Raw genomic sequence first — 3,749 nt, forward strand, 5'->3', positions numbered from 1 at the left:
TTGGGCACCCGCCCCTGCACACGAGCCGTATAGGCACGGGTCAGGTCAGCGGCCAGCGGCCCCAGCGACCAGCCGTCACCCGCGATGTGATGCACCACGAGCAACAGCACATGCTCCTGCGCGGAGAGCTCGAAGAGGTCCGCGCGCAGCGGAGGTTCGGTGGCCAGGTCGAAGGCGTGGCGGGCCGCCGGCATCAGGGCGTCCGGCAGTTCGGCCTCGGTCGTCGCGGTGACCGTCAGACGGGGTACGGCCGCCTCGGGGGCCAGCACCTGCTGGCACGGCACGCCCTCGGCCTCGGGGAACACGGTGCGCAGACTCTCGTGCCGGGCCACCACGTCGGACAGAGCGGCGCGCAGCGCGTCGCGGTCCAGCTCGCCGGACAGGCGTAGGGCCAGCGGGATGTTGTAGGTGGCGCTGGGGCCCTCCATCCTGTGGATGAACCACAGCCTGCGCTGGGCGAAGGACAGCGGCATGCTGTCGGGCCGCTCCCGCACGGTGAGTGGCAGGCGGCCGGGTCCCGCGGTGTCCAGGAGGGCAGCCACCGCTGCCGGGGTCGGGCCCTCGAACAGCGCACGCAGCTCCAGCTCGACACCGAACACCGCACGGACCTGGGCGATCAGCCGCGTGGCCAGCAGCGAGTGCCCGCCCAGATCGAAGAAGTCGTCACCGACACCGACCCGCGCCAGCCCGAGGACCTGCGCGAACAGGTCGCACACGATCTGCTCCTGCGGCGTACGCGCCTCCCACCCCGACGACCCCTGCCCGGTGAAGTCCGGCTCCGGCAGGGCGGCCCGGTCGAGCTTGCCGTTGGCCGTCAGGGGAAGCCGGTCGAGGGGGACGACGGCCGCCGGGACCATGTAGTCGGGCAGATGGAGGCGGATGTGTTCCCGGAGTTCGATGACCAGGGCACTGGTCCCGCGACGGGCCGCGGGGTTGGTGGTCCACGTGGACAGGGGCGTCGTGGGGACGCCGGAGTGGAGGGGGACGTACGTACCGGTGGGGGCACGGTCGGCCAGTAGGTTCCGGTCGACGAAGACGACGTCCACGGTGTCGGCGTCATGGGTGTTCCAGGTGATGCCGGTCCAGTAGCCGTACTCGTCGCCCAGGTCGTGGAAGGCCTCGAGGCCGTTCTGCGCTTCGGCGGAGCGTACGGGCGGGGGCGTACCGGCGTCGAGGGCCCGCCCCACGGCGACGTCATGGGCGAGGCGCGAGTTGGGGACACCGGTGAGGCGCAGTTCCGTGGGCCGTTCGGCCGCCAGCTGCCGCCTCAGCGCGGTGAGGTTGGCGTGGGCATCGGCGTGGGCGGTCCAGGGCCGGGCGGGGGTGTGGGTGAGGGGCTGGGGGGTGATGCCGTCCTTGTAGAGGGTGGCGTCGTAGCGGTAGCGGGTCAGTTCGTTGTGGGCGGTGCCGCGCTTGAGCTGGATGTCGGTGCCCGCGAGGCCGGGTATGTGGTGGGCGAGTGCGGTGAAGTACTCGGGGTCGACGAGGAGTTCCTTCTCCAGGACGAGGCTCTGCTCCACCGCACGCCGGATCGCGGCCGTGTCCGCCGGGTCGACGGCACGCGCGGTCTGCACACCGGCGGCGAAGGTGCGCAGCAGCCGCGGATTGCGGACGTCACCGATGAACAGCGCCCCACCAGGGGCGAGCAGAGCGAAGGCCTGCTCGACGACCTGTGTCAGATAGCCGGCGTTCGGGAAGTACTGGGCCACCGAGTTGAGCACCACCGTGTCGAAACGGCCCTGCGGAAGCCCGCCGAAATCGTGCGCTGCCTGCACACGGAGCCTGACTCGCTGGGCCAGCTCGGGATCGGCCTCGACATGGCGCCGCAACTCCTCCACGACGACCGGCGACAGGTCCGTGCCCCAGTACTCCTCGCACTCCGGCGCCAGGCCCGCCAGGAGCAGACCCGTACCCACCCCGATCTCCAGCACCCGACGCGGCCGCAACGCCCTGATCCGCTCGAGCGTGGCCTGCCGCCACTCCCGCATCTCGGACAACGGAATCGGCTCACCGTCGTAACTGCTGTTCCAGCTGGCGAAGTTCTCGCCGAACGCCGTCTCCGGCGCTGTGGTGTACACGGAGTCGTACAGGGCCTGCCACTCGCCGAGCTGGTCCTGCTCCACGGCCTCGTGCCGCGTCGACGCGGCGGTGTCGGCGACGACGTAGGCGACGAGGCGCGCGTCGCCCGGCTGGTCCTCGCGGACGATGACGGCCGCCTGCGCGATGTCCGCGTGGTCGGTGAGGACGTTCTCGATCTCTCCGGGTTCTATCCGGAAGCCGCGGATCTTGACCTGCTGGTCGGCCCGGCCGACGAACTCCAGCTCACCGTCCCGGTTCCAGCGCACCAGGTCACCGGTGCGGTACATACGACCACCGGGCTCGACGGCGTACGGGTCCGCCACGAACCGCTCGGCCGTCAGGGCGGGCCTGCCCAGGTAACCGCGGGCGACCCCGGCACCCGCGATGTACAACTCGCCGGTGACACCGGGCGCAACCAACTCCAGTCCCGCACCCAGCACATAGGCCCGGGTGTTGGCGATCGGCCTACCGATCGGTGGGGCGCCCGCGCCGCCGGCCAGGTCCGCGGCGGTCGACCAGATGGTGGTCTCCGTGGGGCCGTACAGGTTGGTCAGCTCGTCCGTGAGCGCTCGCATCGACTCGGCGAGCGGGGCGGGCAGCGCCTCGCCGCCGACCAGCATGCGCAGGCCCCGGCAGGCCTCCGGGTCGTGCGTGAGCAGGAGCTGCCACAGGGACGGTGTCCCCTGCACCACCGTGACGCCGTGCCGGGCGACCAGGTCGAGCACGGCGGACGGCTGGGGTACGGCCTCCTTGGGCGCGAGGACGACCGTGCCGCCCGACAGGAGCGGGTGGTACAGCTCCAGCGCGGCGATGTCGAACGCCACGGTGGTCACCGCGAGCAGCCGCTCCCCCGGCCTCAGCGGGGCCGTCCGCCGCATGGCCTCCAGGAAGTTGAGCAGCGGAGCGTGCGGTACGACCACCCCCTTGGGGCGGCCGGTCGACCCGGACGTGTAGATCACGTAGGCGGCGTCGGCGGGTCGCAACGGCCCAGTGCGGTCGGTGTCGGCAGGGTCGGTGTCGGGGGAGCCCGCGAGCAGTGCCCGTCCCTCCGGAGAGTCCAGCACCAGTCGCTCGGCCGAACCGCCGCCTGGTGTCCGGGAGTCCGTCGCCAGGGTGGTGAGCAGCAGGGCGGGCCGTGCGTCCTCCAGCACGTACTCGATGCGGGCGGCCGGGTGGTCCGGGTCCAGCGGCAGGTACGCCGCGCCGGTCTTGAGTACGGCCAGCAGGGCGATCACCAGGTCCGCCGAGCGCGGCATCGCCAGCGCGATCACCCGGTCCGGGCCGGCGCCCCGGCGCAGCAGGGCGTGGGCGAGCCGGTTGGCCCGGCGGTTCAGTTCCGCATACGTCAGGGAGGTGTCCCCGGCGACCAGAGCCACGGCGTCCGGGGTGGCCGCGACTTGCCCGGCGAAACGGGCCGGCAGCAGGTTCTCGCCGACCTCGGTCCCGGTGTCCAGCCAGGTGCCGAGCAGTTGCCGGTGTTCCTCGGCGGAGAGGATGTCGATGTGACCGAGCGGCTGGTCGGGGTGAGTGGTGGCGAGGTCGAGGAAGCGGACCCAGCGCTCGAACAGCGTGCGAACGGTGGCCGCGTCGTAGATGTCGCTGGAGTACTCGACGGCACCCGTGACGCCCCGCGGCTCACCCTGCGCACCGCGCTGTTCGGCGAGGCTGAA

1 protein-coding gene is annotated in these 3,749 nt (G+C 72.0%); it reads right to left on the reverse strand.

What is annotated here, in order from left to right; all coding sequences use genetic code 11:
- Positions 1-3,749: non-ribosomal peptide synthetase (locus ACZ7FF_RS44845; protein ID WP_470820518.1), on the reverse strand; the 3,749-nt coding region annotated here is incomplete at both ends.

The sequence above is a fragment of the Streptomyces sp. NPDC037126 genome, assembly GCF_055605965.1.